Source organism: Pseudarthrobacter sp. SL88 (assembly GCF_026672455.1).
Lineage (GTDB): Bacteria > Actinomycetota > Actinomycetes > Actinomycetales > Micrococcaceae > Arthrobacter.
The window spans coordinates 1046213-1067584 of the sequence record NZ_JAPPRD010000001.1; the positions used below are offsets into that span (position 1 = coordinate 1046213).

Below are 21372 nucleotides of genomic sequence, written 5' to 3' on the forward strand. Positions count from 1 at the left end.
GTGCGTCAGGACTTCAGCTTGGGCTTCACGTCCTTGTCGTAGATGCCCTGCAGCGTGGTCTTCAGATCCGCCATGGTGGACTTGACGTCGCCCTGCTGGGTAAGGATTTTCGCTGCGGACTTGGCCATTTCCTGGTCGGCGCCCGGCAGGAACACCCGGGCATTGTCCTGGACCTTGGTTACCGCGAGCTGGTCCATGGCTGTCTTGATCTGGGGTGTCTTGGCCAGCACTGCTGCCATGTCAGCCGACTTGCGGGTGGGCATGTAGCCGGTGGCGGAGGAGAACTGCGCAGTGCTCTCCGGCTGGGTGACAAAGTCCAGGAACATGCCCGCAGCGAGCTGTTCCTCCTTGCTGATGCCGCTGGGGATGCCCAGGCCGGCGCCGCCCGTGGGGCAAACGTTGGTTTCTGCCTTTGGGCCGCCGGGCAGGAAACCGACGCCCACATTGAACTTTGCCGACTTCAGGATTCCCAGCAGCGAGCCGGTGGAGGAAATGGTGGTCGAGGTCAGGCCCGCGGAGAAGTCGTCAGCTGCTTCCTTTGAGGAGACGCCGGCCCACTTGTCCTTGTAAATGGAGTCCTGGGCCCACTGCAGTGCGGCCACGGCTTCGCTGGAGTCGCAGGTGATGTCCCAGTCCTTGGACCAGCCACCGCCCCAGCCCCAGAGCATGTTCTGCAGCGTCCAACCCGCATACCCTGCCAGTGCAGGGTAGATGTAGGCGTACTGGGCGCCGGAGCTTGCCTTTAGCTTGGGCGCCCACTCGGCGAATTCCTGCCATGTCTTGGGCGCCCGGTCCGGTAGTCCGGCCGCGGCGAAGTGGTCCTTGTTGTAGTAGAACAGCGGCGTGGAACGGCCGTAGGGGAGGGCCCACTGCTTGCCGTCGTACTTGTAGTCGTTGACCAGCGACTGCTGGAAGTCGTCCATTTTCATGTCCAGCTGCTTGGTGAGGCTGTCCACGGGAATGATGCTGCCGTTGGTGTAGTACCGGAACCACCACACGTCGGAAAGCACCACAACGCCGGGGAGGCCGGACTTGGCGGCCTGAGCGGTCTGGAACTTCTGTGCGATTTCCTCGTAGTTGGCCCCGGCAGTGACCAGGTTGACGGTGATGCCGGGGTTCTTGGCCTGGAACTTCCCGATCAGGCTCTTCTCAACCTCCTGTGACTGGCCCGGGTGGCTGGACCAGAAGTCGATCTTGGCCGCAGGCTTCACGCCGCTGAAGTCGATGTCGGCTGCCTGGGATGTGGCTTGGCCACCGCCTGTTGTCGAGGGTCCGCCGCATGCGGCCAAAGCAGCGGCAGAGGCGGTGACGCCTGCCAGGCCCAGGAAATGCCTCCGGTCCAGATGAAGTGTCATAACGGTTCCTTTCGGTTGTTGCCTGCGGAAGGGTTGGAGTACCCAAGGTTGGGAAGTACGACGGCGGCCGGCGCCTTAGCCGGTCACGCTGCCCTGGGTGAGGCCCGCCACGATGTAGCGCTGCAGCGCAGCGAAAACGATCAGGATGGGGACGATGACGAGGACCGCGCCGGCCATCAGGACGCCCCACCCGGCGGCGTTGCTCTCGTTGTTCTGCAGCAAGGTCAGGCCCACCGGCAGGGTCATGGTTTCCGGTCGGTCCGTGATGATGAGTGGCCAGATGTAGTCGTTCCATTCGGTCACGATGGTCACCAGGGCTACCGTGGCGATTGAGGGAACGGAGACAGGGACCACGATCTGCCAGAGTCGGCGCCAGTGCCCGGCACCGTCCATCTCGGCCGATTCCAGGATTGAGGCCGGCAGGGTCCGGAAGTGCTGGCGCAGCAGGAAAGTCCCGAACGCAGTGCCCAGGCCGGGGAGGATGATCCCCCACAGGGTGTTCTTGCCACCGATCCCCGCGATGAGGATGAAGTTGGGCAGGATGGAAACCTGCGGCGGCACCATGAGGGCCACCAGGATCAGCAGGAAGATGAAGTTCCGGAACGGGAAGCGGACAAAGACCAAGGCGTATGCCGTCAGGATAGCCAGCAGTACCTTGATGGTGGCCCCGGCCAGGGTGACGATGGTGCTGTTCAGGAAGAACTGCCCGAACGGGACTGTGGTCATAGCGGTCCGGTAGTTCTCCAGGTTCAGGCCCTCCGGGAGGATCTTCAGGTTGGTGGTGACAATCTCGCCAGACTGTTTGAAGGAGCTGAGCACCATCCACAGCAGGGGGAGGAACACCACCAAGGTGGCGATGATCAGTGGCAGGTAGCCGCCCACTATTGTCTGGATCAGGTTGCGGCGGGAAAGCGGCCTGTCGCGGCGAAGGCCTGGGTCCGGCGCTGAGACGGCTGGGGCGGTGGGGTCCGGGCTCACCGGCGATAGGGACGTCATGAGTAGTGAACCTTTCGTTCCACGAACCGCAGCTGGAGCACCGTGATGACCAAGAGGATCGCAAACAGGACTACGGAGATGGCTGCCGAATAGCCTGCCCTGTTGTAGGCGCCGAAGGCCTGGAGGTATGCCTCGTAGATCAACGTGCTGGTGCCGGCGCCCAGCGGCGTCATAATCCTGATCAGGTCGAACGCCTGCAGCGAGCTGAGCAACGTAGTGATGAGGAGGAAGAACGTGGTGGGCGAGAGCAGCGGCAGCGAGATGCTGACGAAACGGCGGAATCCGTTGGCACCATCGAGGGATGCCGCCTCCATTACTTCCGTAGGCAGGGATTGCAGCCCGGCGAGGTACACCACCGCGCAGTACCCCAGGTTCTTCCACACGTAGACCAGGATCACCATGACCAGCGACAGCTGGGGATCGTTGATCCACTGCGGGCTCTGCTGCCCGATGCCCCGGAGCAGCCAGGCCAGGACGCCGTAGCCGGGATCAAAGATGAACAGCCACACCAGGCCCACGCCAACGCCGGAAAGGACGTAGGGGGCAAAGACTGCGGACCGGGCGAACGTGGTGCCCCGAATCCTGGCGTTCAACGCCAGCGCCACCAGCAATCCCAGGATCATGGAGCCGCCCACCGTGACCAGGGTGAACACGGCCGTAGTGCCCAGGACCTTCGGCGCATCATTGCTGGTGAAGAACGTGACGTAGTTGCCGAGCCCCACAACGGTGGCGGAGGGGGAGCCCAACGTCCAGTCCAGGGTGGAGTAGTAGATATTGCTGAACAGCGGCCGGTACGTGAAGACGGCGATCAGCACCAGGTTGGGCAACGCCATGGCAAGGAAGACAAAGAAGTCGCGGCGGCTCCGGGCGGTCCACCGTCGCCGTGGGACTTTCGCTGGCTGCCCTGGCGGCCCGCCGGGCCTGGCAGAGGGATGCGGGGCGAGTTGACGGGTCATGCGTGTCTCTCCCGGGTTGGGAGCCTGCTTGTGGCGGGCCCTGGCTGGATCTAGGGACTACTACACCAGACCGTCAGGGCGCTGAAACCCGCCTTTGCCCTTGTGAGAGGACTGTTATCCAAGGCTTCCTCGCCCGTTAACGCTGTGTTGATTGCAGTCTCGCATAAAGTTTGCCTATGCGTCAGGGGCGCGCGACCTGAGGGGAGAATAGGGGCATGGGAGCACTTACCGATGTGCCCGGTATCCGGGTAGGCCATGTCCAGAAAGCCGGCGACGGCTGGCTGACGGGAGTGACGGTGGTCCTGCCGCCCCGCGGTACCGTGGGCTCGGTGGAGGTCCAGGGCGGCGGCCCGGCAACCCACGAGACCGACGCTTTGGACCCCACCACCCTGGTCCAGCAGGTGGATGCGGTGGTGCTGACCGGAGGCAGCGCCTACGGCTTGGCTTCCGCCGCCGGGGCGCAGCGGTGGTGCGAGGAGGATGGCCGCGGCTTCGCCGTTTCCGGGGGAGTGGTGCCCATCGTCCCGGCCGCGGCGATCTTCGACCTGGGCAGGGGAGGCGACTTTTCGGCGCGTCCGACGCCGGACATGGGCTACGCGGCGACGGCGGCGGCTGCGGCACGTCCGGAGGGGCACGTCGTCGAACGCGGCAACGTCGGAGCCGGCACCGGAGCGCTCATCGGCAGGGGGCAGTTCAAGGGCGGAGTCGGCACGGCTTCGGCCACGCTGGAGAACGGCGTGGTTGTCGGAGCGCTGGCCATAGTCAACGCACTGGGACTTCCTTTCGGCACAACGACCCAGCTGGCGGAGCCCGGCAGCGTGCGTCTAAGCGAGGAACGAGCGAGCACGCCGAGGGCTTCGGCTGGTGGGGCGGAAGCCAGCCAGGGACCGCTGAACACCACGCTCATCGTGGTCGCCACCAATGCCATGCTCGATGTGGCGGAGTGCAGGCGGACTGCTGCCGCCTCCCATGCCGGGATCGCGCGGGCCCTCAATCCATCGCACACCCTGGCGGACGGGGACACGGTGTTTTGCCTCGCAACCGGAGCCTCGGCCCTGGACCGCTCGGACGAAGCCGCCCGCCAGCTGAGCCTCGTCACCCTGCAAAGTACGGCAGCCGACGTCGTACGCCTGGCCATCCTGGACGGTGTGGCAAGCGCGGAACCGGTCAGTACCCAGGCGGGCCACTATGGTGCGTACGGCGGGCAGATGCGCTAGCATGGCTGGATTTAACTTTCGCTGCCAAATGGCGTAGTGTTGCTTGTTGGTTGTCTGGACTGCCACGCCCTTTTGGGCCCGCTGATGACAATCGATCCAACAAAAACGTTCGTGGCCATGCCCGGTGCAATCCGGCAGGGCTGCGGCAACAACAGTTAGCGGAGGGTATGGCCAAGAAGGACGGGGTCATTGAGATCGAAGGCGTTGTGACCGAGGCGCTGCCTAACGCGATGTTTCGCGTTGAGCTCACCAACAAGCACATCGTTCTGGCACACATCTCTGGAAAGATGCGTCAGCACTACATCAGGATCCTCCCGGAGGACCGCGTAGTGGTGGAGCTGAGCCCGTACGACCTCACCCGTGGTCGTATCGTCTACCGCTACAAGTAAATTGCTGGGCGGCTTCAGTGCGAACTGAACGCCGCTCCAGTTGACCACTGCCACACGCAAAGGAATGCCATGAAGGTCAAGCCGAGCGTCAAGCAGATCTGCGAAAAGTGCAAAGTGATCCGCCGTAACGGCCGGGTCATGGTGATCTGCGAGAACCCGCGCCACAAGCAGCGCCAGGGCTAATTTCCTTCCCTGAAGGAAACCCTGGGTTGCTAACCCACGCAAGTAAATAAAGGCAGCACAAGCTGATCTGGAACATGAGCTCTAACGAGTCCGGACAGCTAACCCCCGGTCGGAGGCTGGGGCCGTACGTAATGTGCGGGTGTACTGCCTACGACCTCCGGTTTATTCAAGGAGTACTGCCACTATGGCTCGTCTCGCTGGCGTAGACATTCCCCGCGAAAAGCGGCTGGAAATTGCGCTTACTTACATCTACGGCGTGGGTAAGACCCGTGCACACGAAACCCTGGCTGCCACTGGCATCAGCGCTGACGTCCGCGTCAAGGACCTGACTGATGCCCAGCTGGTTGAGCTGCGTGACTACATCGAAGGCAACTACAAGGTTGAGGGTGACCTTCGCCGCGAAGTAGCAGCCGACATCCGCCGCAAGGTTGAAATCGGCAGCTACGAAGGCCTGCGCCACCGCAAGGGCCTGCCCGTACGCGGTCAGCGTACGAAGACCAACGCCCGTACCCGCAAGGGCCCGAAGCGTACCGTCGCCGGCAAGAAGAAGGCCCGTTAAAATCCCCGTCGGGATTAACGGAGCTTTCCCCAATAACTTTCTGTAGGAGAAGAAATGCCCCCAAAGACTCGTGGCGCCGTCCGCAAGCCGCGTAAGAAGGACAAGAAGAATATCGCGCTCGGCCAGGCGCACATCAAGAGCACCTTTAACAACACCATCGTTTCCATCACGGATCCGACCGGCGCTGTTATTTCCTGGGCTTCCTCTGGTGAGGTTGGCTTTAAGGGCTCGCGTAAGTCCACCCCGTTCGCTGCCCAGATGGCTGCCGAAGCCGCCGCAAAGCGTGCGCAGGAGCACGGCATGCGCAAGGTAGACGTTTTCGTCAAGGGACCGGGTTCCGGACGCGAAACCGCAATCCGTTCGCTGCAGGCCGCAGGCCTCGAGGTTGGCTCCATCCAGGACGTCACCCCCGCAGCGCACAACGGCTGCCGCCCGCCGAAGCGCCGCCGCGTCTAAGTCTTTCCGCCGCAGAGCTTGCCCGGACCAGCAATGGGCCGGGCAAGCCCAGCGCGTTAAGTCTCAGACCGAATTTCCACCACCTGTGTTGCGTCATATAGCGGATGCTCGCCGAAAGGAAACCTAAGTGCTCATTGCACAGCGCCCCACCCTCTCCGAAGAGGTAGTCTCCGAAAACCGTTCGCGTTTCATCATCGAACCGCTGGAACCGGGCTTCGGCTACACCCTCGGCAACTCCCTCCGCCGTACCCTGCTCTCCTCCATCCCCGGTGCCGCTGTAACCAGCATCCGGATCGATGGCGTGCTGCACGAGTTCACCACGGTTCCGGGTGTCAAGGAAGATGTCACTGAGATCATCCTGAACATCAAGAGCCTGTCGGTTTCCTCCGAGCACGACGAGCCTGTTGTGGCTTACCTGCGCAAGCAGGGCCCCGGAGTCGTCACCGCCGCGGACATCGCTCCGCCGGCCGGCGTCGAATTCCACAACCCGGATCTGCACATTGCCACGCTGAACTCGAAGGGCAAGTTCGAACTCGAACTGACCATCGAGCGCGGCCGCGGCTACGTTTCGGCAGCTCAGAACAAGTCCGGCGACGCAGAGATCGGCCGTATCCCGGTCGACTCCATCTACTCGCCGGTGCTGAAGGTTACTTTCCGCGTGGAAGCAACCCGTGTTGAGCAGCGCACCGACTTCGACAAGCTGATTGTCGACGTCGAGACCAAGCAGGCCATCGCCCCGCGCGATGCTGTTGCTTCCGCAGGTACCACCCTGGTGGAACTGTTCGGTCTGGCCCGTGAGCTGAACACCGCAGCTGAAGGTATCGAGATCGGCCCGTCGCCCACCGACGCTGCCCTGGCAGCCGACATGGCACTGCCGATCGAGGATCTGGACCTCACCGTCCGCTCCTACAACTGCCTCAAGCGTGAGGGCATCCACACCGTGGGTGAACTCGTTGCCCGCTCCGAGGCTGACCTGATGGACATCCGTAACTTCGGTGCGAAGTCCATTGACGAGGTCAAGGCAAAGCTGGTTGAACTGGGCCTGTCCCTCAAGGACTCGCCTCCCGGTTTTGACCTCGCAGCACGCGCCGCAGCAATCGAAGAGGACGACGCCGCCTTCGGCGACGACGAACTCTAAACCAGACCTTGGCCGGCGGGCAGCACCACGGTGTGCCGCCCAACGGCTTCCACATGAGGAGAAACAATTATGCCTACCCCCACTAAGGGTCCGCGCCTCGGCGGCGGCCCGGCTCACGAGCGCCTCATGCTCGCGAACCTGGCAGCAGCACTGTTCGAGCACAAGCGGATCACCACCACGGTGACCAAGGCCAAGCGCCTGAAGCCGTATGCAGAGCGCCTGGTCACCTTCGCCAAGCGCGGCGACCTCGCTTCCCGCCGCCGGGTTCTCGGCCTGATCAGCAACAAGGGCGTCGTCCACGAGCTGTTCACCGACATCGCCCAGGCAGTGGAGAACCGCGATGGCGGCTACACCCGCATCACCAAGATCGGCAACCGCAAGGGCGACAACGCTCCCATGGCTGTCATCGAACTGGTTCTCGAGCCGGTTTCCGCCAAGCAGGCCGTAGTTGCTGAAGCTACTGCTGCTGCCAAGCGCGATGCTGACAAGGCTGCTCCGGCCGCTGAGGAAGCACCCGTTGCTGAGGAAGCTCCCGCAGCTGAGGAAGCTGCCGCTACCGAAGAGGCACCGGCCGCAGACGAAGCTGCAACCGAAGAGGCTCCGGCCGCTGAGGAAGCTCCTGCCGAAGAGAAGGACGCGAAGTAATTCGCTGATTTTCTTCGCATAGACTTGAGTCTATGAACCACCAAAAACCCGCGGCCCCCGTATTGGGGGGCGGCGGGTTTTTGCGTATCCGGCTGGACCTGTCGTATGACGGCGGCCCGTTCAGCGGGTGGGCCCTGCAGCCGGGACGCCGCACGGTCCAGGGCGTTCTGGAAGAGGCCCTTGAGCTGCTGGTGCGCCGCTCGGTTCGGGTGACGGTGGCCGGGCGCACCGACGCCGGTGTGCACGCCCGTGGCCAGGTGGTGCACCTCGACCTCGCGGAAAGCGAGTGGCAGGGGATGGCCCGGGGGCATGAACTCGACCCCGCCGTCGCGATGACGCGCAGGCTGCGCGGGGCACTGAACCGCGTGCTGGGAGACCTGACCGGCGCCGTGCAGGTTCGCGGGATCACACCGGCACCGCCAGGTTTCGATGCGCGCTTCTCGGCGCTGTGGCGCCGTTACAGCTACCGGATCGCTGACGGCCCGGAACTGTGGGATCCGCTGGAGCGCTCTTTCACGCTGTGGCACAAGAGTCCGCTGGACGTGGAGTTGCTGAATGAGGGAGCCTCGCGGCTGCTGGGCCTGCAGAACTTCCTCTCCTTCTGCAAGCCCCGTGAAGGTGCCACCACCATCCGGGAACTGCAGCGCTTCGAATTTGCCCGCAGTGACGACGGCGCCATCGTGGCCACGGTGCAGGCCGACGCCTTCTGCCACAACATGGTCAGGGCCCTGATCGGGTCGGCCCTGTATGTGGGGGAGGGAGCCGTGGAACCCGGGTGGCTGTACCAGCGGTTGCTGGCACAGAAGCGCGACGCCAAGTCCGTCCTGGCCGCCCCGCATCCCTTGGTGTTCGAGGAGGTGGCCTACCCGTCAGGCAGTGAACTGCTGGCCCGGGCCGAACTTACCCGGGCACGGCGGGAACACTAAACCGCCGGTTCCTGGGACGCAGCCGTTGGCCCATCCGCCGGCAAGGTGAGGGTGAACGTACTTCCCTCGCCCTTGACGCTCTCGCAGGAGATGGTGCCGCCGTGCCCTTCCACGATCATCTTGGTGATGGACAGGCCAAGCCCGGCGCCCGCGATAGATGCGCTGCGGGCGGCCTCGGTGCGGAAGAATCGCTGGAAGACCCGGGCCGAGTCCAGTGCGCCCAGGCCCATCCCGGTATCGCTGACGCTGAGCTGCACCCAGCGGCCGCCGGGCTGTGCACGGATACTGATCCTGCCGCCGTCGGGCGAGTATTTGATGGCGTTCGACACGAGGTTGTCGAGTGCCTGGCCGATGCGCAGGGGGTCGGCGTAGGCCCACAGCGGTGCCGGTACGTCAGCAGCGAGCTCGATCCCGGACTGTTGGGCCAGGGCCTGGGCGGAGCCGATGCTGGTGTCCACCACGCTGGCCAGGTCTGTCCGTTTCGGGTGGACGTTCAGCGCGGTCGAAGCGGTGGCGGAAAGGTCCGAAACGAGGGCGAGCAGCCGCTCGGAGTTCCTTTGCACCACTTCCAACCGCCGGACCAGGTGGGGCGGCAGGGCGGCGACTTCGTCCAGGACCAAGTCGACGTTGCCGATGATGGAGTTCAGCGGTGATTTGAACTCGTGCGAGACGTTGGACACCAGCTCCTGGTTCGCGGCCAGGGCCTCCACCCAGCCCGTCACGTCGTTGTACACCACTACGGCACCGGTGAGCCGGCCGTCCTCGGAAACCAGCGGCCGGGCAGCGGTGGACACCGCCCGCTGCTCCGGACCCTCCCCGGCCCACACGAGGTAGTCGGAGAAGGATTCGCCGGCGATTGCCCTGCTGATGGGACGCCTGTCTGCCGGCAACAGCGTGGTTTTGTCCTGGCCAAAGACCAGCTGGTTTCCCTGCCCGGCAACGGCGTCGTCCGCGCCCGTTAACCGGCGGAAGGTCCGTTGCCGGTTGTTGGAGACCAGGAAGTTCCCGGAACGGTCGACGGCGGCAATCCCGACGTCCGTGGCGTCCAGTACCGTTTGGAGCAGTTCCTCCCGTTCCCGGCTTTGGTGCAGCAGCGAACGCAGCTCAGCGTCTTTCCTCGCCAGCTCACGTTGCTGGACCCGCAGCCCGGAGCTGGCGAACCGGATGGCCAGGGACACGGCCAGCATCATCAGCGGGAAGAGGAACACCGTGGTGATGTCCGCCGCCGTCCAGTGCGGCAGCCGTTCCAGGGCAGAGGGAAGCATGATGAACAGCGGCCCGGCAAAGCTCAGTATCAGCCCGCTGCGTGCCTGCATGCCGGAGGCGGACAGCCAGATCACCGGGAACACCACCAGCACCGCCAGGCCCGGCAGCAGTGGTGCGGCACCGTTGCGCAGCAACCCGACGGCGGCAAAGTCCAGGACCGGAATCAGCAGGTACGGGCGGTGCTCGAGCCGCTCCCACGGCACCAGGAAGCAGGCAAGGAAAAGAAGCGCGTGCAGGACAATGCCTGCCATGAAAGGCGTGCTGTGCAGCAGTACCGGCCAGGCGAACGGTGTGGCAAATGCGAGCGCCGCCACCAACAGCGTCAGCGGCAACTGGCACAGCGCCACCTGTGAACGGGTCCCCAATCCGCGGAAGAAGCGCGCAGGTCCGCGCTGAATAAGGGAATCAGCCATAAAGGGTGTCCAGGCTCCCCTCGGTTACCGTCCCGGCGAGGGCACGATGCGCCGCCGAATTCCTTCTGTCCACTGTCACCCACGCCCTTTCCATCCGGTAATGCACACGCCTTGTCATAATAATTGACTTTCGAATACCAGTATTGAGGGAGATGTCATCAGCTGGACTTACTAGTAGCGTATAAATGGTTGGAGCGGGTATGGCATTGGCGCTGGGCCGATGAGGGGGGCCATCTCCGCCTGGCTCAGGGACAGTAATGGACGACGAACTAGGTGTGGCTGTAGTAATCGAAGATGATGCGGATGTGCGGAACCTCCTGGAAGGGGTTCTCAGCCAGGCCGGCTTCGAGGTGCATACGGCAAATGACGGCCGTGCCGGGGTGGAAGTGGTCCGCAGCAAACAGGCCAGCGTGGTCACGCTGGACATCGGCTTGCCGGACATTGACGGATTTGAAGTTCTCCGGCGCATCCGGCATTTCAGCAACGCGTATGTGGTCATGCTGACCGGCAGGACAGAGGAACCGGACCTGCTCTCCGCGCTGAATGCCGGGGCAGATGACTACATCGCCAAGCCGTTCAGGCCCAGGGAACTGCGGGCCAGGGTCTCGGCCATGATGCGCAGGCCGCGGCAGGAGATCGGTGCACACAAATCGGCCCCCACCATGTGGGCACCGCCTGTAGCTGTCCCGGTAATGCACCAGCAGAACCCTGCGGTCCTGCAGCACAACGGACTGGTACTGAACACCCGCACCCGCATCGTGGAGGTTGATGGTGGACAACTGGCCCTCACCCGCAGCGAATTTGATCTGCTGCACGTGCTGCTGAAGGGCGGCGGTGCCGTGTGCACGCGACCGGACCTGGTCCGGGCGGTCCGCGGGGAGTACTACGACGAGGACGCCTACATCAGCGAATCGGACGAACGGGCTGTTGAGGTCCACATCGGAAACCTGCGCCGGAAGCTCAAGGAAGACCAGGTGGCGCCCCGGTGGCTGCAGACAGTCCGCGGGGTTGGTTACCGGCTGGCGCCAGCCAGGCAGCCCGGGGGTCCTAGCCGGTTTCCAGGATGAAGGTGCTGCGGAGTTCCGTGACGGTCAGGCTGCCGTCCTGGGCAACCCGTTCCATCAGCACCTTGCCCTGGCCGAAGTCACCGCTGCGGATCACGGCTTCGAGCAGCTCAGCCAGCCTGGCAAGGCGCAGCCCGCCCACCATGGCAGAGCTGATCTTCAGGCTGATGGCGGCATCCAGTGCGGAGTCGCCGTCGTGCCGCTGAACTGCGGACGCAAGGCGTGAGCAGCGCTGGTCCCACAGGGCGGCGTAATCCCTGGCGAAGCGCTGGGCCATGCCGGTACCGGCGAGTTCTTCCTCCAGTTCCGCCAGCACGGCAGCGTCAACCAGCGGCAAGAGTTCCACCACTTCCTGGGGTGGAGCCGACTGTCCCGGCGGAGTCATCCCTGGGGAGATGCTCCCGCCTGAGGTGACCCGGTCCGGGGGGATTCCGGCGGGCAGCGGACCCGGAACCGGGCCTCCTGCGCTGGTGCCGGAATCGTGACTGTGCATTGTTCAAGGCTACTTCCTGGAATTCTTGCGGTGTTCAATTTCAGCTGATCCTGTGTAAACCTTGCGTGATCCTTCAGCAGTTCCCAAGGCAGCTATTGCCCGGCGAAAGTGACCACAGTATTGATGACGGCCGGGCCCAGAATGGCGATGAAAAGGACCGGGAAAATGAAGAAGAGCAGCGGGAACAGAATCATCACGGGCAGTTTCATGGCCTTTTCCTCGGCCCGCTGGCGCCTTTTGACGCGCATGACTTTGGCCTGCACCCGCAGCACCCTGCTGATGGCGATGCCGTAGGTGTCCGCCTGCACTACCGCCTGCACAAAACTGCGGAGTTCGGGAATGTTGGTCCGCGCTGCCAGCGCCGTGTAGGACTCGCGGCGGCTGCGTCCCACCTGCATGTCCTGCAGCGTGCGCACCAGCTCCTCGGCCAACGGTCCCTTACCGTTATCGCCCGCCCTGGCCATGGCCCCCTCGAAGCCGAGGCCCGCCTCCACCGAGATCAGCATCTGGTCCAGCGTGTTGGCCAGTTCCAGCTGCATGGTCTTCTGGCGCTCCTGGCCCTTGCTGTAGAGGAGGAGATCCGGGATGAAGTACCCCAGGAACAGGACAAAGAGGCCGGCCAGCTTCATCGGGGGAGTGCTGCCAGTGGCCGTCAGGTAGAGGCCGATGCCCACGCCGGCCAGTCCCAGTGCGAGCTTGGACCCCAGGACCTTGCCCAGCGGCATGGATGCCGGGCGGCCGGCCAGCGCGAGCAGCCGGTCCAGGAAAGCCACATAAGTGGGGGGAGTCAGGCGCCTGCCAATTCCTTCCAGGAGGCCGGGTTTGTAATCCGCGGCTGGAGAAGTGGGCGCCGCTCCACGGGCCAAGAGGTTGGTGACGGCGGCCCGGCCCTGCCTGTCGGCCGTGAGGACGGACCAAGCGACGGCGCCGAGGGGGACGCAGACCAGAAGCAGGGAGAGGAGGATTGTCGGGTTCATGGCTTTCTCAGAACTTCAGGTCGATGATCTTGCGCATCCACAAGGCACCAACGGTCATCAGTACGAAGGAGGCGACGATCATGGCCCACCCGAGCGGATGCGTGAACATGGAGTTCATGTAATTGGGGCTGACGGCGAGCAGCATGGCCACGATCCCGAACGGCATGGCGATCAGGATGTACGCGGAGAATTTGCCTTCGGCGGCCAGCGCCTTGATGTGGCCCTTGATCTCTGCGCGCTCGCGGATGGTTTCGTTGACCTGGTCCAGCACGTCCGCAAGGTTGCCGCCCACCTCGCGGTTGATCTGGATGGCCTGCGAGATCCAGACGAAGTCCTCGTTCTTCATCCGGTCTGCGGTGTCGTTGAGGGCTGCCAACAGGTCCCGGCCGAGGCTGGCTTCGGTGATGACCCGCCGCATCTCCTCCGACGTGGGTTTCTGGGATTCCGCGGCAGCGGCGTCGATGGCGCGCAGGATGCTGTGCCCGGCCCGCAGGCCGCCGGAGAGGAGCTGGAGGGTGTCGCCCAGCTGACCGTCGAAGGCCGCCCTGCGCTTGCCCGCGAGGAAACCGAGCACCACCTTGCCCACAAACGGGGCGAGGAATGCGAGGAGGAGCCCCACCAGGGGGTTGATGGTGACGGTCCCCACCAGCATGCCGAGGCCGGAGCCGATGCCCACCAGCAGGAAGAACTCGGCCTGGCTCAAGCGCAGGCCGGCGTTCTCGAGTTGGGGGCGGGAGAACAGGCTGATGTTCCGTCCGGCAAGCAGGCGTTCAAAGGAACGGACGGCGGAAAGCGCGAACCTGGTCAGGGAGGACGGCGGCTCGGGCTCGAACGGACGACGGCGGTCCAGCGGCACAGTAGGGGCGCTCGGCAGGAGAACGGCTACCCCAAGAAGGCAGATAGCTGCCAGCAGGATGGCGGCGCCAATGGCAAGGATCATCAGTGCCGCCCCTGCGTCTCAGCACCGGTGAGGGGCCCGGCGAAAACTGCGGGGGATACGTGGATGCCAAGGTCCTCGAACCGGTCGATGAAACGGGGCCGGATGCCGGTGGCGACAGGCTTTCCGAGGAAGCGTCCCTGCGCGTCGACGCCGGCTGAGTAGTCGAAGACGAAGGCGTCCTGGAGGGTGACGATGTCGCCTTCCATGCCCTGCACCTCGGTGACATGGGTGATGCGGCGGGACCCGTCACGCATGCGGGAGATCTGGACGATCAGGTTCACGGCGGAGGCAATCTGTTCGCGGATGGCGCGCAGGGGCAGGTCCATGCCGGCCATCAGCACCAGCGTTTCCAGGCGGGCCACGGCGTCGCGGGGGGAGTTGGAATGCACCGTAGAGAGGGATCCGTCGTGGCCGGTGTTCATAGCCTGGAGCATGTCCAGCGATTCGCCGCCGCGGACCTCACCCACCACGATCCGGTCAGGGCGCATGCGCAGTGAGTTGCGGAGCAGCTCGCGAATGGTGACCTCGCCCTTGCCCTCAGTATTCGGCGGCCGGCTTTCGAGGCGGACCACATGCTGCTGCTGGATCTGCAGTTCCACCGCGTCTTCGATGGTGACGATGCGCTCGTCGGCGGGCAGGAAGGAGGAAAGGACATTGAGGAGGGTGGTCTTGCCGGTGCCGGTACCGCCGGAGACGATGATGTTCAGCTTCGCCTTCACGCAGGCGTTGAGCAGTTCGGCCATTTCCGGGGTGAGGGTGCCGAAGTCGATAAGGTTGCGGACCGTCAGCGGAACCTTGCTGAACTTTCGGATGGTCAGCGAGGAACCGCCCACGGCGAGTGGTGGGATGACCGCATTGACGCGGGATCCGTCTTCCAGCCGGGCATCCACCAACGGGGACGACTCGTCGATGCGGCGGCCCACCCTGGACACGATCCGTTCAATGACTTTGCGCAGGTGGTCTTCCGAGCTGAACCGGTAGTCCGTGAGCGTCAGCCGGCCGCCGCGTTCCACATAGATCTGGTCCATGCGGTTGACCATGATTTCGGTGACGGCGGGATCGTCGAGGAGGCGCTGGAGGGGGCCGTAGCCGAGGACGTCGTCCGCCACGTCGCGGACCAGGCGCGTGCGTTCCTCCGGTGTCAGCGGCACCTGTTCGGCGTCGACGATGCGGGTCAGCTCGTCCTTGGCGGTGCTGCGGAGCTCCTGCTCGGTGACGGCGGCGTCGTTGAACCGCGCGCCCATCCGTTCGAAAAGGGCGGTAGCCGCCCGCAGCTTCATGGCTGCGAAAACGTCCACGCCCGGTGCCTTGGGCACCTGCTGCGCGCCGGCGTCGTGCGTTGAAATTGCGACGGCGGGCTGCGCGGGAAGGTGCGCGTCCGCCGTCGGGACCGGTGGACGAATGGGTTCGACGGCGGCGGGCCGGTCAAGCACGGCCGTGCCCGCACCCGGAGCCTGGTTGCGGTTCTGGACCGCGCTGATGCGTTCGGAGAGCTTCATCAGATGACCACCCTTCGGTGAAGCTTGCGCTGGGTCTGCGTACGCCAGGCCGGGTTGAACCGCTCCACCAGCTGGCGGAGGCTCTTCACGGCCGGGTCTTTCCTGGATTCCTGCAGGACAGGGATGCCGCGGTTGGTGGACAGGGCGATGGCACGGGAACGGGGGACGCTGACATCCACGGGCGCGCCGATGGTTGATTCGACGTCCTGGACGTTGAGGCCTGCTTTGGCGTCGGCCATGTTCAGGACGACGTGGCGGGACTCGGGCATGATCTGGAGCTGGCGGAGGACTTCCAGGCCGGAGCGCAGGCCGCGGAGGCTGGGGATGTCCATGGCGCTGACCCACACCACATCGGTGCACTGTTCCATGGCGGCGAGGCCGATCTCGGGCAGGCCGGGAGCAGTGTCCAGGATGACGTACTGGAACTCCTGGGAAAGCTGTTCGAGCAGCCGGCTGACGTGCTCCGGCGTGATGTGGTCCGCGTCCACGGGGTTCGGCGGGGCGCACAGGGCGTATATGCCGGCGGGGTGCACCGTGAGGAAGGCCTTCAGGACCAGGGAGTCCTGGGCAGCGGCCGGGGTGACGGCATCGGTGACGGTGTGCTCCGGGTTCAGGTAGAGGCCGGAGGCGACATCGCCGAACTGGAGGTCAAGGTCCACGATGACCACGCTCATCGGCGCGATCTGGCCCAGGCCGATGGCGATGTTGGTGGCCAGGGTGGTCTTGCCCACCCCGCCCTTGGGCGAGAAGACGCCGATCACCAGGCCCTGGCCGCCGTTTTCCGTCTGCTGGCTTTCCGGGGTCCGGTGGCGGGTGGCGAAGGACTGGCAGGCACGTTCCAGCAGCACCCGGATCTCGGCGGGGGTCCGCCTGCGGGCTGATGATGTCGCGGATACCGGCGCGCATGGCGTGCAGGAAGGCTTCAGGCTGGACGTCGCTGACCAGGACCAGGCTGAGGCCCGGAAGTTGGAGATCGATGACTTTGGCGAACCTGAGTGCTTCCTCATGGGGGACGTCCGGGCCGATGATGAGGACTTCAGGCTGCTCCTGGCTGAGGAGGGCGAACAGTTCCGCCGGGCCTGCAGGGAGGATGTCGCTCGCGATGGTTTGCACGGTGCCGCGGAGGCCGTGCGCGACGGCGGCGCGCAGCTTTGCGTCGAAGTCGCCGCTGGGGGAGAGGAGGACGAAGCGGCTCACTTGTACACCGTGTCCTTCCTGGCGATGAAGCCGCCGTTGTCCTTGGCGTCGAGGGATTCCTTGGTGAGCCACAGGTCACCGTTGTTGGAGGCGTAAATGATCTTCGTGGCGTCGATGTCGTTCACGGCCACGGTGACCATGAAGGACCCTTGGGGGAGTGTGGTGTCCTGCGGGTTACTGCCGTCGGCCGGCGCTTCCGCGCCCGCGGCCTGGGGTGCACGCTGGACCGCGGTGACCACGACCTTGCGGAGGGTGAGCTGGGTACTGGCTTCGGCAGGCTTTGCCTTGTCCGCCCCACCGGCAAAACTGAAACCGATGCCGACGTGGTCACCGGCCTGGATGCGGCCTCCCACCACCCGCTTGGGTTCCAGTTCGAAGGTGACTTCCTGGAGGCCTGGAGGTATCTCGACGGTGCCTTCGGCTTTGACGGCTTCTGGCGCGACGAGGCGCTCGGCGAGGAGTTGCTCGCCCGGGACCAGGTCCACGGCAGCGACCGTCCCGGCTTTGCTGTCCAGGGAGGTGAGGGCGGTGGGTGCGATTGCCGTTGCCGGGACGTCCTGGATGACCAGGGATGCAGCCATGTCGTTGACTGGGGTCCCCGCGGGGATGCGCTTCTCGACGACCAGCACCTTCTTGGGGTTCGTGCTTGCCATCGCCCGTGCGTCGGCGCCATTGGCATAGACGATGATGAGTAGTGCGCCCAAAAGCGCCAGGGCGACGGCGGCCGTTCCGGCGAGCAGGCGAGACTTCACTGTGTTACTCCGTGGTGTCGGGTTAGAGGGTGAGGCGGGCGATGGTGGCGCCATAGTTGGGGGTGCTGCCGAGCTCAAATCCCTGAGCCAGGGACACGAACTTCACGAAGTAGCCCCTAATGGTCTTGTTGGCCACTTTCGGGCCGGCCGTCCAGCCGATGCTTGCGAACTGGTATCCGGTCACATGGAACGCCGCGAAGCCTTTGATGTAGTACTTGCCGCTGGAGCCGGTTCCTGTTGCCAGGTCGTACATCGGGAGGAGGACGGTCTGGTTGTTCATTTGGCTGAAGTCCGCGGCGCTGCAGGTGGAGGGGACGCTGGCGCCGGTGTCGCTGGCGAACCAGATGCCGGAGTTACTTGATGCCCCTGCCGTGGCGGTGATGGCGCATTTAGCCGAGCCAGTCTGCATCCAGCCAAACCCGCCCGGAATGCCTCCGCAGCCGTTCACTGACTGTTCCAGTACCTGCTCCGGTCCCTGAGTTCCGCCAGCGGGAATGTTCAGCTTGCAGTATGCAATGGCCAACGGCAGGATGACTGGGCCTTTGGACGGGTTTCCCCACGTGGCGGAGGCTTTGGTGCCTACCTCCTTGCTGGGAATTCCGATTGCCTTGGCGAAAAAGAGCGAGACGGAGTTGTCCGGGCTTCCGCTTTCCTTGGCGCTGGTGGTCACCGATACCGTTCGTGCTGTTTTGTCGAGCTGGATGCTGTACACGTTGCTCATGCCGTCCAGGGAGTTCCGGTTGGCGAGGCTGCCGGCGAGCGTCGACGTCGTCGAACAATCTGTATTTGCCGTGTCCCTGGCGCACTTCTGTGCAAGCGCTATCGCGGAAGCGTCCGCCCCGCTCTGCAGCTGGGCGCGTTCGGAGTAGATGGCCCCCACGTCGACGGCGATGGCGACAAAGCCCAGGAGCGTGACCAGCAGGATGGCAACGATGACGGAGACGGCGCCTTTTTCCTTGTTGTCCCCGCTTAGCCGCCGCACAGCATGACTCCCTTGCCCGTCATCGGGAACGGACCGGCGATGCCCGTGATGGTGGACAGACTGTAGTTGATGCTGACGGTCACCTGTTTGTCCGTGCCGCACGTGGCGGGGCTGATGGTGATGTTCGAATCCGGGATGGTGCTGCTGACGGCAGCGGCTGCGTTCCTGGCGGCCGTCCTGGCCCCGACCGGATCGTTGTTGATGGCCATCACCCTGACGCCGTCACGTGCTGCGTTGGTGAGCGTGATTTGGGCGTTGTAGGCGCGCCCGAACTCGATGGTTCCCAGCACCAGCATCAGGAGGAGGGGCAACAGGATCGCGAATTCGACGGCGGCTGCTCCGCGTTCCGCTTCTTTCGACACCTGCTGCACCTCCTCCTGGTGACTGATTGTGTCCATCTAGGACGGTTCCGATATGGGGCCCGGGACCGCCTCGGGTAGGGGAGACTTAGCCACCTGCGCCGGCAGGAGCAGCCGGCTTCAAGGTGTTGTTGACGGTGTCGAAGAAGCCATCAAGAGTGCCGCCCAACGTACTGACGGCGACGATGATGACGACGGCGATGAGGCCAACCATGATGCCGTATTCGACGGCAGTTGCGCCTTTCTCTTCGCTGCGAAGGCGGATCATGAGGTTGGTGTAGAGAGAAAGCATGTTGACTCCTGAGCGAGACGGATGGCTGGCCCTTCACCAGCACTGAAACGAAGTTAGCAACGGGATTTGGTGGCTTGACCGAATCTTGCAGCATCCTGCGCAAAGCCTTGACGAGGTGCACTTAGCCTTCACGGATGCTGTGCTGCCACTGTGCTGATGCTGGGTTTCCCGGTGCGTGAGCGCAGAAGAGGACCCCCTCGGTTCTGGGTGCCGAGGGGGTCCGGTCTTTGAGGCGCCGGGGGCGCGGGTTTGTGGTTAGGGAATACCGAGGGCCGTTCGGAGATCCGATGTCATGTCTTGGTAGTGAAGGTTCAGTGCCTGGCCAAAGGCCATGATTCCGAGCGCCAGGGCGAACGCCAAGAATGCCACCAAGATCCCATACTCAGTTGCGGTAGCTCCTTTTTCAGAACGCCTGAAGTTCCGAAAGGCCCGGAGCACGACGCCGCTTGTGAAACTACTCTTGCGAATCATCCTGACTCCTATGAGAAGACGGACATGATCTGGAGCACAGCGGGACCAAGAAGCACAATGAACAGCGTCGGGAGAATGAAGAAGATCAGTGGAAAGAGCATTTTCACTGGCATCTTCATGGCGTGTTCCTCAGCGAGTTGCCGGCGTTTGATGCGCATGTCCTTGGCCTGTGTCTTCAGGACATTGGCGATGGCAATTCCGTATGCATCCGCCTGGACTACGGCCCGCACGAATGTGCGAACGGACGGGACATCCACTCGTTCGGAGAGGGCAAGGTATGCCTCTTTGCGGGATCGGCCCACTTGTATGTCTTGCAGCGTCCTGATCAGTTCTTCGGCCAAGGGTCCGCGGCCGTTCTCTCCTGCCCGGCCCATGGCGGTTTCAAAACCGAGGCCAGCCTGAACTGAGATCAGCATCTGGTCCAAGGCGTTGGGAAGTTCAAGCCGAATGGCTTCGCGCCTTTTCTGCGCTCTGTTCCGCAGCAGAAGGTCAGGAACGAAATATCCCAGGGCCACGATGAGCACGGCCATCACGAATCGTCCTGCGGATGGGGCGCCCAGGAAAAGCATGAAGCCAATAAGGGCGCCTCCGAACGCAAGCATCGGCTTGACCATGAGGATCCGGGCAAGAGGCCACTGCTTGGGGCGGCCGGCCCCGGACAGTTGCTTGTCCAGCCAACCTTCATAGCCCTTGGGCGTGATCCGCTGTGAAAACTCCACGAGGTGCTGGCTGACGTTCAGTGACTGGGCCGCTTGACTGGGACGTCCTCCGAGGTTGGCCTTAATCCGGCGCAGCGCGGCCCGGTCGCCGGTGAACGAAAGCCACACCATTCCCGATACGGGAATGACTATCGCCAGGATTGCGGCTAGTGCGATGGGTTGCATCTTCTTGCCCCTTAGTATTTCGGCTTAATGATGCGGCTGAGCCAAAGGCCACCGACTGCCAGGAGAGCGACGGCAGCGGCCAGCATGGCAAAGCCGATGAAGGTCGTTGTGAATACCCGCGCATATGTCGGGTTGAACGTGACCAACCCGATGAACATCAGGATTGGCAACGCCATGAGCACCATGGCCGAAATGCGGCCCTCTGCGCTGAGGGCCCGGACCTGGCCTTTGACCTGGTTCCGGTCCCGAATGGTTTCGCCGACGTGGTCCAATACCTCCGCCAGGTCGCCGCCCACTTCGCGGTGTATTTCGATGGCTTGGGAAATCCAGTAGAAATCCTCACTTGCCGTCCTTCGGGAGACGTCGGCCATCGACTCACCCAGGTCCCGCCCAATTCGGGTCTCATTCACGATTCGGCTGAGCTCTTCGGCCATCGGACCCTGATTCTCCTGGGCAGCGGCATCTATAGCCCTTAGGAGGCTGTGGCCCGCACGCAGGCCTCCCGAAAACATTTGCAGCGTATCCGGCACTTGTGCGTCAAAGGCCTTCCGGCGTCTGGCAGTCAGCAGATTGAGCCCGAGGTAGAGGAGGACTGGCGTCAGGATGAGCGCCAAGACGCCGATGCCAATGCCACCCACGAAGAATGCTGTGACAGTAGACACCAACGTTATGGCCCCCGCCATGAGCAGGTAGTCGCCAGGTTCCTTGTTGAGTCCGGCCTGTTCCAGCCTTTCCCTGCTGAAGATGCTGGTGGGGCGTTTCTTCAGTCCGCGGTTGAGGACGCCCACTGTTTGGTTGGTCAGCCGGGTCAGTCCGGATGAGTGCTGGACGCTGTCAGGGCGACGCCTGGACATGGGGACGCCAGACCTGCCCTTCCAAACAAAGGCGAATAGCAGAGCAACGGATGCATAGACCAGAATGAGCCCGACGACGAACAGGGCCACCGGGACCTCCGTGCGCATG

The 21372-nt window shown here is 63.9% G+C and carries 23 protein-coding genes and 1 pseudogene; 9 read left to right on the forward strand and 15 right to left on the reverse strand.

Features of this window, described 5'->3' with window-relative positions:
• Positions 1-5: 5 nt before the first annotated feature.
• The 3 genes from OVA06_RS04835 to OVA06_RS04845 all read right to left on the reverse strand — a co-directional run bounded on the left by OVA06_RS04835 (position 6) and on the right by OVA06_RS04845 (position 3307).
• Positions 6-1355 (reverse strand): ABC transporter substrate-binding protein, encoded by a 1350-nt coding sequence (locus tag OVA06_RS04835; RefSeq protein WP_268156683.1) that lies wholly within the window; start codon positions 1353-1355, stop codon positions 6-8.
• A gap of 75 nt (positions 1356-1430) precedes the next feature.
• Positions 1431-2351 (reverse strand): carbohydrate ABC transporter permease, encoded by a 921-nt coding sequence (locus OVA06_RS04840; protein ID WP_268156684.1) that lies wholly within the window; start codon positions 2349-2351, stop codon positions 1431-1433.
• Positions 2348-3307, reverse strand: coding sequence for a carbohydrate ABC transporter permease (locus OVA06_RS04845; RefSeq protein ID WP_268156685.1), 960 nt, complete (start codon positions 3305-3307; stop codon positions 2348-2350). The genes OVA06_RS04840 and OVA06_RS04845 overlap by 4 nt, the downstream gene beginning before the upstream one ends.
• 215 nt (positions 3308-3522) lie before the next feature.
• On the opposite strand from OVA06_RS04845, the gene OVA06_RS04850 reads away from it, so the two are divergent.
• The 8 genes from OVA06_RS04850 to truA all read left to right on the forward strand — a co-directional run bounded on the left by OVA06_RS04850 (position 3523) and on the right by truA (position 8820).
• On the forward strand, positions 3523-4524 hold the full coding sequence (locus tag OVA06_RS04850; protein ID WP_268156686.1) for a P1 family peptidase: 1002 nt from the start codon (positions 3523-3525) through the stop codon (positions 4522-4524).
• A gap of 167 nt (positions 4525-4691) precedes the next feature.
• Positions 4692-4913 carry a translation initiation factor IF-1 gene (gene infA, locus OVA06_RS04855; RefSeq protein ID WP_009358723.1) on the forward strand — a complete coding sequence of 74 codons (222 nt, stop codon included), beginning with the start codon at positions 4692-4694 and terminating at the stop codon, positions 4911-4913.
• Positions 4914-4982: 69 nt separating this feature from the next.
• The gene (gene rpmJ, locus OVA06_RS04860) at positions 4983-5096 is read left to right on the forward strand and encodes a 50S ribosomal protein L36 (RefSeq protein ID WP_009358722.1); all 114 of its coding nucleotides are present in this window, start codon (positions 4983-4985) and stop codon (positions 5094-5096) included.
• A 184-nt stretch (positions 5097-5280) separates the two neighbouring features.
• Positions 5281-5655, forward strand: coding sequence for a 30S ribosomal protein S13 (gene rpsM / locus OVA06_RS04865; RefSeq protein ID WP_003803743.1), 375 nt, complete (start codon positions 5281-5283; stop codon positions 5653-5655).
• Between the two features lie 54 nt (positions 5656-5709).
• Positions 5710-6111: a 30S ribosomal protein S11 gene (gene rpsK / locus OVA06_RS04870; RefSeq protein WP_009358720.1), complete on the forward strand. Its 402-nt coding sequence runs from the start codon at positions 5710-5712 to the stop codon at positions 6109-6111.
• A 127-nt stretch (positions 6112-6238) separates the two neighbouring features.
• Positions 6239-7249 carry a DNA-directed RNA polymerase subunit alpha gene (locus OVA06_RS04875; RefSeq protein ID WP_013601812.1) on the forward strand — a complete coding sequence of 337 codons (1011 nt, stop codon included), beginning with the start codon at positions 6239-6241 and terminating at the stop codon, positions 7247-7249.
• A gap of 69 nt (positions 7250-7318) precedes the next feature.
• Positions 7319-7894 carry a 50S ribosomal protein L17 gene (rplQ, locus tag OVA06_RS04880; protein ID WP_268156690.1) on the forward strand — a complete coding sequence of 192 codons (576 nt, stop codon included), beginning with the start codon at positions 7319-7321 and terminating at the stop codon, positions 7892-7894.
• A gap of 32 nt (positions 7895-7926) precedes the next feature.
• The gene (truA, locus tag OVA06_RS04885; protein WP_268156692.1) at positions 7927-8820 is read left to right on the forward strand and encodes a tRNA pseudouridine(38-40) synthase TruA; all 894 of its coding nucleotides are present in this window, start codon (positions 7927-7929) and stop codon (positions 8818-8820) included.
• Here the strand turns inward: truA and OVA06_RS04890 are convergent.
• Entirely contained in the window at positions 8817-10499 is a 1683-nt protein-coding gene (locus tag OVA06_RS04890; protein WP_268156694.1) for a sensor histidine kinase, read from the reverse strand. The two genes, truA and OVA06_RS04890, sit on opposite strands and share 4 nt — an antisense overlap.
• A 257-nt stretch (positions 10500-10756) precedes the next feature.
• Between OVA06_RS04890 and OVA06_RS04895 the strand changes: the two genes are divergently transcribed.
• A complete protein-coding gene (locus OVA06_RS04895) occupies positions 10757-11566 on the forward strand; it encodes a response regulator transcription factor (RefSeq protein WP_268156696.1) in 810 nt (269 codons plus the stop codon).
• On the opposite strand, the gene OVA06_RS04900 is transcribed toward OVA06_RS04895, so the two are convergent.
• The 11 genes and pseudogenes from OVA06_RS04900 to OVA06_RS04955 form a co-directional block, all read right to left on the reverse strand.
• Complete coding sequence (locus OVA06_RS04900) at positions 11547-12056, reverse strand: Hpt domain-containing protein (protein ID WP_268156698.1); 510 nt, start codon at positions 12054-12056, stop codon at positions 11547-11549. The genes OVA06_RS04895 and OVA06_RS04900 overlap by 20 nt on opposite strands.
• Positions 12057-12148: 92 nt before the next feature.
• Positions 12149-13033, reverse strand: a complete 885-nt coding sequence (locus OVA06_RS04905) for a type II secretion system F family protein (RefSeq protein WP_268156700.1) — start codon at positions 13031-13033, stop codon at positions 12149-12151.
• Positions 13034-13040: 7 nt separating this feature from the next.
• Positions 13041-13973 (reverse strand): type II secretion system F family protein, encoded by a 933-nt coding sequence (locus OVA06_RS04910; RefSeq protein ID WP_268156702.1) that lies wholly within the window; start codon positions 13971-13973, stop codon positions 13041-13043.
• Complete coding sequence (locus tag OVA06_RS04915; RefSeq protein ID WP_268156704.1) at positions 13973-15472, reverse strand: CpaF family protein; 1500 nt, start codon at positions 15470-15472, stop codon at positions 13973-13975. The genes OVA06_RS04910 and OVA06_RS04915 overlap by 1 nt, the downstream gene beginning before the upstream one ends.
• Positions 15472-16669, reverse strand: a pseudogene (locus tag OVA06_RS04920) (AAA family ATPase). Before OVA06_RS04920 ends, OVA06_RS04915 begins: the two are co-directional and overlap by 1 nt.
• Positions 16666-17421: a Flp pilus assembly protein CpaB gene (gene cpaB, locus OVA06_RS04925; RefSeq protein ID WP_268156706.1), complete on the reverse strand. Its 756-nt coding sequence runs from the start codon at positions 17419-17421 to the stop codon at positions 16666-16668. Before cpaB ends, OVA06_RS04920 begins: the two are co-directional and overlap by 4 nt.
• Before the next feature lie 22 nt (positions 17422-17443).
• Complete coding sequence (locus tag OVA06_RS04930; RefSeq protein ID WP_268156708.1) at positions 17444-18403, reverse strand: TadE/TadG family type IV pilus assembly protein; 960 nt, start codon at positions 18401-18403, stop codon at positions 17444-17446.
• A complete protein-coding gene (locus OVA06_RS04935) occupies positions 18391-18801 on the reverse strand; it encodes a TadE/TadG family type IV pilus assembly protein (RefSeq protein WP_268156710.1) in 411 nt (136 codons plus the stop codon). The genes OVA06_RS04930 and OVA06_RS04935 overlap by 13 nt, the downstream gene beginning before the upstream one ends.
• Positions 18802-18850: 49 nt before the next feature.
• Positions 18851-19054, reverse strand: coding sequence for a Flp family type IVb pilin (locus OVA06_RS04940; protein ID WP_268156712.1), 204 nt, complete (start codon positions 19052-19054; stop codon positions 18851-18853).
• A gap of 479 nt (positions 19055-19533) precedes the next feature.
• A complete protein-coding gene (locus OVA06_RS04950; RefSeq protein WP_268156716.1) occupies positions 19534-20409 on the reverse strand; it encodes a type II secretion system F family protein in 876 nt (291 codons plus the stop codon).
• A gap of 11 nt (positions 20410-20420) precedes the next feature.
• Positions 20421-21371: a type II secretion system F family protein gene (locus OVA06_RS04955; RefSeq protein ID WP_268156718.1), complete on the reverse strand. Its 951-nt coding sequence runs from the start codon at positions 21369-21371 to the stop codon at positions 20421-20423.
• Position 21372 lies beyond the last annotated feature (1 nt).

Bases quoted from the DNA above. Each gene is read 5' to 3' on its own strand.
- truA (WP_268156692.1), top strand. From the start codon at position 7,927: ATGAACCACCAAAAACCCGCGGCCCCCGTATTGGGGGGCGGCGGGTTT.
- OVA06_RS04940 (WP_268156712.1), bottom strand. From the start codon at position 19,054: ATGCTTTCTCTCTACACCAACCTCATGATCCGCCTTCGCAGCGAAGAG.
- OVA06_RS04900 (WP_268156698.1), bottom strand. From the start codon at position 12,056: ATGCACAGTCACGATTCCGGCACCAGCGCAGGAGGCCCGGTTCCGGGT.
- rpsM (WP_003803743.1), top strand. From the start codon at position 5,281: ATGGCTCGTCTCGCTGGCGTAGACATTCCCCGCGAAAAGCGGCTGGAA.
- rpsK (WP_009358720.1), top strand. From the start codon at position 5,710: ATGCCCCCAAAGACTCGTGGCGCCGTCCGCAAGCCGCGTAAGAAGGAC.
- OVA06_RS04905 (WP_268156700.1), bottom strand. From the start codon at position 13,033: ATGAACCCGACAATCCTCCTCTCCCTGCTTCTGGTCTGCGTCCCCCTC.
- OVA06_RS04935 (WP_268156710.1), bottom strand. From the start codon at position 18,801: ATGGACACAATCAGTCACCAGGAGGAGGTGCAGCAGGTGTCGAAAGAA.
- OVA06_RS04850 (WP_268156686.1), top strand. From the start codon at position 3,523: ATGGGAGCACTTACCGATGTGCCCGGTATCCGGGTAGGCCATGTCCAG.
- OVA06_RS04835 (WP_268156683.1), bottom strand. From the start codon at position 1,355: ATGACACTTCATCTGGACCGGAGGCATTTCCTGGGCCTGGCAGGCGTC.
- OVA06_RS04890 (WP_268156694.1), bottom strand. From the start codon at position 10,499: ATGGCTGATTCCCTTATTCAGCGCGGACCTGCGCGCTTCTTCCGCGGA.
- infA (WP_009358723.1), top strand. From the start codon at position 4,692: ATGGCCAAGAAGGACGGGGTCATTGAGATCGAAGGCGTTGTGACCGAG.
- rpmJ (WP_009358722.1), top strand. From the start codon at position 4,983: ATGAAGGTCAAGCCGAGCGTCAAGCAGATCTGCGAAAAGTGCAAAGTG.
- OVA06_RS04910 (WP_268156702.1), bottom strand. From the start codon at position 13,973: ATGATCCTTGCCATTGGCGCCGCCATCCTGCTGGCAGCTATCTGCCTT.
- OVA06_RS04840 (WP_268156684.1), bottom strand. From the start codon at position 2,351: ATGACGTCCCTATCGCCGGTGAGCCCGGACCCCACCGCCCCAGCCGTC.
- OVA06_RS04950 (WP_268156716.1), bottom strand. From the start codon at position 20,409: ATGCAACCCATCGCACTAGCCGCAATCCTGGCGATAGTCATTCCCGTA.
- OVA06_RS04955 (WP_268156718.1), bottom strand. From the start codon at position 21,371: ATGCGCACGGAGGTCCCGGTGGCCCTGTTCGTCGTCGGGCTCATTCTG.
- OVA06_RS04845 (WP_268156685.1), bottom strand. From the start codon at position 3,307: ATGACCCGTCAACTCGCCCCGCATCCCTCTGCCAGGCCCGGCGGGCCG.
- OVA06_RS04915 (WP_268156704.1), bottom strand. From the start codon at position 15,472: ATGAAGCTCTCCGAACGCATCAGCGCGGTCCAGAACCGCAACCAGGCT.
- OVA06_RS04895 (WP_268156696.1), top strand. From the start codon at position 10,757: ATGGACGACGAACTAGGTGTGGCTGTAGTAATCGAAGATGATGCGGAT.
- rplQ (WP_268156690.1), top strand. From the start codon at position 7,319: ATGCCTACCCCCACTAAGGGTCCGCGCCTCGGCGGCGGCCCGGCTCAC.